General features: G+C 42.7%; 4 protein-coding genes. All 4 read left to right on the top strand.

The annotated features are described in order from the left end of the window. Nucleotides 1-355 precede the first annotated feature (355 nt). The 4 genes from DXA15_RS18745 to DXA15_RS18730 are packed head-to-tail and all read left to right on the top strand — an operon-like array spanning nt 356 to nt 7,739. Nucleotides 356-3,442 (top strand): TonB-dependent receptor, encoded by a 3,087-nt coding sequence (locus DXA15_RS18745; RefSeq protein WP_233567434.1) that lies wholly within the window; start codon nt 356-358, stop codon nt 3,440-3,442. 25 nt (nt 3,443-3,467) lie between these two features. Next, a complete protein-coding gene (locus DXA15_RS18740) occupies nt 3,468-5,384 on the top strand; it encodes a RagB/SusD family nutrient uptake outer membrane protein (RefSeq protein ID WP_128135040.1) in 1,917 nt (638 codons plus the stop codon). Between the two features lie 21 nt (nt 5,385-5,405). Beyond that, entirely contained in the window at nt 5,406-6,584 is a 1,179-nt protein-coding gene (locus tag DXA15_RS18735; RefSeq protein WP_128135039.1) for a DUF5000 domain-containing lipoprotein, read from the top strand. Between the two features lie 24 nt (nt 6,585-6,608). After that, nucleotides 6,609-7,739, top strand: a complete 1,131-nt coding sequence (locus DXA15_RS18730) for a DUF4998 domain-containing protein (protein WP_128135038.1) — start codon at nt 6,609-6,611, stop codon at nt 7,737-7,739. The last annotated feature ends 41 nt before the right edge of the window (nt 7,740-7,780 follow it).

The raw sequence follows: 7,780 nt of genomic DNA, 5'->3' as shown, positions 1-7,780 counted from the left end.
ACCTATTAGATTCTTCTCCTATTTTATTTATTATATCTCTGTTCGTCCTATATTTCAATCAATTTGCCTATATGGTTAATCTGTAGCAAGTTATATTGTAGCCATAGTTCTCCAAGAACTATGATGATAAACGACTATTCATATTAAATAATTCTTAGACCTGTTTTTGTTTATTAACCTTAAATTAGCAAGTGTAATGATTAGATTGCGAAAGAGGTGTAGCGGTCAATGCTGTCAGCCTCAGAAGATTCAAAGCACGAAGCCTGGAAAATATTCGTATGGATGGATATTGCCGGCATTTTTATTAACAGTTGTGGGACTACCCTGTCGAGACCTTCGGGCTGAAGTATTTCCCGTGGTAGCCAAAGTTCAACAATCGTCGAAATTCAAAGGCAAAATCTCGGATACGGGAGGAGATCCTTTACCTGGTGCTACGGTGCAGATAAAAGGTAGTACGAAAGGAGTTATTGCTGATATGGATGGTAACTTTGAGTTTGATGATTGTCCTCTTAACAGTACCCTGGTTGTTTCGTATATCGGTATGGAAACTAAGGAAATAAAGTATACCGGACAGAAATTCCTGAATATTGTAATGGAGGCAAAAACGGATGAGTTGGAAGAAGTAACCGTAGTCGCTTTCGCCAAACAGAAAAAAGAAAGTGTGTTATCGTCCATTACGACAGTGAAACCGGCTGAACTAAAAGTTCCGAGTAGCAATCTGACCACTGCTTTTGCCGGTCGTGTCGCCGGTTTGATCTCTTATCAGACGAGTGGAGAGCCGGGTAAGGATAATGCTAGTTTTTTTATCCGCGGTATTACCACATTTGGAGCTGAAGCAAAAAAAGATCCGTTAATCCTGATTGATGGGATCGAATTGAGTACGGAAGATCTGGCACGTTTGAATACGGATGATATTGCCAGTTTTACCATTATGAAGGATGCTACAGCAACGGCCCTCTATGGTGCCAGAGGTGCGAACGGTGTTATTTCGGTAACGACAAAAGAAGGTAAGGAGGGAAAAGTTTCTGTAAATGCCCGTGTTGAAAACTCTTTTTCCAGTCCGACTAAACGGGTGAAAATTGCAGATCCGGTCACATTTATGCGCATGCAGAACGAAGCTATCAAAACAAGAGACCCGATGGGATTAGCACTTTATTCGGAAGAGAAAATTACCATGACCGAACGTGGGCTTTATCCGGATATTTACCCGGCTACAGACTGGTATGATACTATGTTTAAGAATACAACGATCAATCAGAGAGCTAATTTGAGTATCAGTGGAGGTGGAACGGTAGCCCGTTATTATGTAGCAGCAAATATTTCGAAGGATAACGGTAATATGAAAGTAGATAAACGGAATAACTTTAATTCGAATATCAACCTGATGAAGTATGCTGTCCGTTCCAACGTAAATGTAAACCTGACGAAGACGACGGAGTTGATATTGCGTATGAGTGCCACATTCGATGAATATACCGGTCCGATTGGAGGAGGTAGTACCATGTATAAAGAAGTCATGCAGGCTAATCCGGTGTTGTTTAAACCCTATTATGAGCCGGATGAACAGTATGCTTATGCCAATCATATTTTATTTGGTAACTATGGAAGTGCCAATTATGTCAACCCCTACGCTCTGGCCTTAAAGGGGTATAATGATTATAGTAAAAATACGATGTTGACCCAGTTCGAGTTTAAGCAAAAACTGGATATGGTAACGGAGGGGTTGTTTGCACGTGTAAAAATAAATATGGATCGTTATTCTGAATATTCGGTAGACCGTAACTACAAACCTTTCTTTTATAATATAGGTACATCTGATCTGTTGACAAACAGTTATACACTGATCCGTCTGAATCCGTCGGAAGGAACGGAATACATTGATTATAATCCCGGCAACAGATATATTGATACTTCTTTTTACCTGGAGGCTGCCGCCGAATATAACCGGACTTTTGAAGATAAGCATACGGTTAATGTTTTGCTGGTTTATACCATGCGTAACAAAAAGTCAGGTATTGCAGACGATCTGCAACTTTCTCTGCCCAACCGTAATATCGGTTTGGCCGGACGTCTGGCTTATAATTACGATAGCCGCTATTTTGCAGAGTTCGACTTTGGTTATAACGGTTCTGAGCGTTTTGCCAAAAACAATCGTTGGGGATTCTTCCCCTCTGTTGCCGTCGGATGGATGCTTTCGAATGAGAAGTTTTTTGCTCCGGCAAAAGATATTTTCAGTCAGTTTAAATTGAAAGCAACATATGGTATGTCGGGTAACGATGCGATTGGTGATAATAAGGACCGCTTTTACTATCTGTCGCAAGTGAATATGAATGATTCCGACAGGAAAGTAAACTGGGGTACTCAATTGAATTATAATCCGGGTGCGGTGAATGTCAGCCGTTATGCCAACGATCAGATTGGCTGGGAAACCTCCTATAAACTGAATACCGGAGTTGAGATCAATACGGTGTATGGTCTGTCGGCAAACATAGAGTATTTTCATGAACGCCGGGAGAATATCTTGCTGGAGCGTATAATACCCAATACGATGGGAATTATCCCTAAAGTGAAAGCGAATATGGGTAAGGCCAGCGGAGAAGGTTTCGATATGGAATTGAACTACGAAAAGAGTTTTAATAAGGATTTATGGCTTACCGGTCGTGGAACCTTCACATATGCTACCAGCAAAGTTGTGGAATGGGAAGAACCGGATTATAGCGCAACACCCTGGTTATCGAAAGTAGGGCTTTCGCTCGGACAGAAGTGGGGGTATATTGCAGAGCGATTGTTTATTGATGACGAGGAGGTAAAGAATTCACCGACTCAGTTTGGCGATTATATGGCCGGGGATATCAAATATAGGGATGTAAACGGGGATGGTAAAATATCTGAACTGGATAAAGTCCCCATCGGGCATCCTACGACGCCGGAAATCAACTACGGATTCGGTCTGTCTGCCGGATATAAAGGAGTCGATGTTTCTTTCTTTTTCCAGGGATCGGGACGCCAATCTTTCTGGCTGGATCAAAAGAAAGTGGCTCCGTTCAGGGATTGTGATACAGGAGATAATGATGATGATAAACTGACCGGACAAAATTCCGTGTTGCAGGTCTTTGCAGGTAGTTACTGGTCTGAGAACAACCGTAATCCGTATGCCTTGTGGCCGCGTTTGTCGAATCAGGTAGTGGAAAATAACGATCAGAAAAGCACCTGGTTTATGCAGGATGCCACGTTTATCCGTCTGAAATCTGTTGAAATAGGTTATACTTTCCCTCAGACTCTCACGAAAAAGTTTAAAGTCAATAATCTGCGGTTATATATGAGTGGTACCAACCTGCTTTGTTGGAGCCGGTTTAAACTATGGGATCCGGAGATGGCGGGCAACGGACTGGGATATCCGGTACAACGGGTGATAAATGTAGGTCTTAACCTTGGATTTTAATGACATTAAAAACAGGAGAATAATTATGAAATCAATCTATAAATATATTATATGTGCATGCGCTGTCTTTTCTGTCGGATCATGCAATTACCTGGATGTGGTTCCTGACAATGTGGCGACAATAGAAAATGCGTTCGCTGACCGCTATTCCACGGAAAAGTATCTGGCTACTTGTTATTGGGGGATGCCTAAATCGGCTGGTTGGAATGAAAATCCGGCTATTTTCGGTGCATTGGAAATGGTTTTTAACCGGGAGAAGATGACAGAAAAAGGAATGAAAACGGGACTGGGACAAGATAATGCAACGAGTGCTCTGATCAATTACTGGGGAGATACCGGAAATATGGTCCGTTCCCTTTATGCCGGTATTCGTGAATGCAACACCTTTATGGAAGGAGTTACCGGTGTACAGGACCTGAATAAATACGAGAAGGATCGTATGATAGCCGAAGCAAAAATGATCAAGGCGTATATGCATTTTTATCTGCTTTCTTATTATGGACCGATTTGTCCTTTACGCGAAAATACGGAGGTGAATGAATCCACTCAGGGAGTCCGGGTTTACCGGGAAAAAGTGGATGATTGTTTCGCATATATCCTGGAATTACTGGATGAAGTGATCGAAGGTAACGCTTTACCGGCTGTTATAGAAAACCGGACGACGGAGCTTGGACGTTTTACCCGACCTGCTGCCTATATGTTGAAAGCAAAAGTATTGGTTTATTGGGCGAGTCCTTTGTTCAACGGGAATACGGATTATAACAGTTTCCTGAATAATGCCGGTGAACCCTTCTTTAATCAGTCTTATGATGAAACACGTTGGACAGCTGCTGCGGAAGCATGTAAGAAAGCGATCGATGCCTGTGAAGCTGCCGGTATCCGTCTGTATCAGCAATCGGATTATATCTCTCCCAAAGTCCTTTCCGACCAGACGATGTTGGTGAATACCTTGCGGAGTTCAGTCAGTGAACGATGGAATTGCGAACTGGTATGGGGTAATTCTTCTTATCAGGTCAATAGCGGTTTGCAGTCGCCTTGTTTCCCACGTCTGGAACAGGGAACCAGTTCTTCGACTACGGGAATAATGAGTGTTCCGTTCTCTACCGTTGATCTGTTTTATTCTGAAAACGGTGTGCCTATCGAGGAAGATAAGGACTACGATTATGCCCGTCGTTTTGATATCCGTACCGGAGATGAGGAACATAAATATTATATTCAGAAAGGAGAGCAAACTGCCGCAATGAATTTTGACCGTGAACCACGTTTCTATTCTACACTGGGATTTGACAGGGGTAAATGGTATGGTAATTCCTATAAAAATTCTCCCGATGACGATGCCGAATGTTTATATCCGAAGAACCGTTTTGGAGAATATTCTTCAGTATTTAATCCGGGAGATTACAATGCGACAGGTTATTGGCCGAAAAAAATGGTTTGTATCAATTCGACATTCCGGGATGCCAATAGCGTAAGTTATGAAGATTATCCTTATCCCGATATGCGTTTTGCCGACCTGCTGCTTTTGTGTGCCGAAGCACTGAATGAATCGAAAAGCACTCCGGATGCCGAAGTATACAGGTATGTGGATATGATCCGCGAACGGGCGGGGTTGAAAGGTGTATTGGAAAGTTGGAGAACCTATTCGAACCAACCGGACAAACCCATGACGAAAGCCGGAATGCGTGAGATAATCCAGCGCGAACGGAAGATTGAGTTTGCTTGCGAAGGCGTTTATTATTGGGACAGCCATCGTTGGAAAACAGCCGTTAAAGAGCAGAACCGTCTGATCCAGGGATGGAATGTGAATGCGAAAGAAGCAGTCGATTATTATATGCCGACTACATTGTATACACAGACATTTTCTTATAAAAACTATTTTGCTCCGATACCGGAGAAAGATATGACAAATAATCCGCAGTTGGTTCAAAATCCCGGCTGGTAACTATTAAATGTAAGTATGACCATGAATACAAAATATTTGAAATGGATAGTTTTATCGTTTGTTTTATGTTCCTGTTCCGAGAAACAACTGGAACCGATAAGCGGTAGCCTGGGTAAACCGGGTATAGTAACGGAGGTTACAACTGAAGCGATTTCCGGAGGTGTGATTATTTCTTACCGGATTCCCAATTCGGAAGATATCTTAGCCGTAAAAGGTGTTTATACGTTGGCCGATGGGAAAGAACATACTACGACCGCCTCTTTTTACGAAAACAAACTGGTTGTTCAGGGATATAATGATATGGAGGAGCATGAAGTTCAGCTTTATGCGGTGAACCGCGCTCAGGAAGAGTCCGATCCGGTAAAAGTCTCATTCCGTCCGTTGGAATCATCTCTTAGTAAGATAACGAAAACGATCACGATTGTCAGCGATTTCGGAGGTGCCCAGTTTAACTGGAAAAATGAAGATAAGGCTCCTGTGACTATGGAGTTTCTGGCACAAGACTCTGTAGGGTTGATGCAGGTAATGAAAATTATTACAACACAAAGCGATTCCAGTCGGCAGAGTTTGCGTGGTTACGCACCGGAACCCCGTATGTTTGCTGCCATAGTACGGGATAACTTCGGAAATGCATCAGATACGGTTTTCCCATCTGAGAGAATGATCACTCCTTTGTTCGAAGAAAAGCTGAACAAGCGGAATATGACTGTAATGAAACTTACCAATGATGCCAGTTTTACCAACTGGGAAGGAATGGATAGTTACCTGATAGACGATGACCATGGTACTTTCGGACATTCTGCCAACTCTTCTTTACCGGCACCTTTTACCGTTGATTTGGGACAGGTCGCTAAATTAAGCCGTATTGTGATGTTCCAGCGCAAATACAGTGACTCTTATTACAATTGGGGAAATCCTCTGACTTTTACCGTGTATGGTTGCGACAAGAAACCGTCCCAAAGTGGTGATTGGAGCGAATGGACGAAGATCATGGATTGTGAGATCCTTAAACCTTCCGGCTCTCCTTCCGGAACAGTGACGGATGAGGATATAACCGCAGCGGAAGTAGGTAACGAATTTGCCTTTGAACTGACCCAAAGCCCACTACGCTATATCCGCATTGTGATAAACAGTACTTTTGGCGGAACCACTTTTACTCATCCGGCGGATGTTGATTTTTATGGTGAAAGTGCAGAATAATAATTGATTTAAAACAGATGGATTATGAAAAGGATATATAGTTTATTAGCATTTATTCTTTGTGTGTCAGTCTTATCATCGTGTGACGATTTTATGGATGTACACAAAGAATATATCGAAGACGGCGAGATTATTTATGCTCCCAAACCGGATACGATCTCTTTCGTTGCCGGAAAGGAACGGATACTTTTCCATTGCCGGACTTATAATGCACCGAATGTAAAGTCGGTCGATATTTATTGGAATGACGGATTGGATTCGTTGATTATTCCTGTTTCTTTGGGGGCCGGTTACGATAGCCTGAATGTTGTTCTGGATAATATGCCGGAAAAATCATATACATTCAATGTACATACCACGGATCACTTCGGTCATGTATCATTGTCAGTTACAAATTTCGGGAGTTCATACGGTTCTTCTTATCAGTCAACCCTGAACGATCGGAGGATAAAGGCTATTTCCCTGCTTGATACAGGGGGTGTTATAGACTGGTATTCATCTATGGAGGGGCTGGTCCGCAATGAGGTACGTTATACCCGGAAAGATGGGACGGAAGCACTGGCCTGTTTGCCTGCCGGAGAGTATAGTGTTACGTGTCCGGATGTTCAATCCGGAAGTACATTCGAATATCGTTCATTGTATATTCCGGAAGAGGAGGCTATCGATACATTTGCCACTGCCTGGAAGACGTATGAAGACGCTTTCCCTTTGGAATATAAATTCGACCGGAGTAATTGGACCGTATTGGCTGTTTCCGACGAAACCGCCAGTGACGGAGGTGGAAAAGATGCGATCATTGATGACAAACTGGATACCTGGTGGCATTCCAATTATACGGATGAAGATACACCATTGCCACATTGGGCTGTCATAGATATGGGATCTCCCAAAAAGATGTCGAAGATAGAGATATATCGCCGTTCCGGCACTACCGATACGAAGAGTGTGGAGATATATGTTGGAAATAGTCCGGATGCCGATGCAACGGATTGGGTTCAGGTAGCAACAGGTACATTTGGTGACGGAGATAGTTTGGAATTGCCTGTTCCCGCATTAATAGATACAAACCAGGGCCGTTACATGAAGATCCTCTTGCCGGATAGTAACCGTGAACCTTTTACTAACATTGCAGAAGTGTATATTTATGGCAAGTGATCGTTTTTCATAGTACTAAATTGATGAAGTACGCCAAAAGA

It is taken from the genome of Parabacteroides sp. AM58-2XD (assembly GCF_003463685.1).
Taxonomy (GTDB): domain Bacteria; phylum Bacteroidota; class Bacteroidia; order Bacteroidales; family Tannerellaceae; genus Parabacteroides; species Parabacteroides segnis.
The sequence above is the reverse complement of the archived record's forward strand: the minus strand, read 5'-3'. Positions and strand labels throughout refer to the sequence as shown.

Bases quoted from the DNA above. Each gene is read 5' to 3' on its own strand.
- DXA15_RS18740 (WP_128135040.1), top strand. From the start codon at position 3,468: ATGAAATCAATCTATAAATATATTATATGTGCATGCGCTGTCTTTTCT.
- DXA15_RS18735 (WP_128135039.1), top strand. From the start codon at position 5,406: ATGAATACAAAATATTTGAAATGGATAGTTTTATCGTTTGTTTTATGT.
- DXA15_RS18730 (WP_128135038.1), top strand. From the start codon at position 6,609: ATGAAAAGGATATATAGTTTATTAGCATTTATTCTTTGTGTGTCAGTC.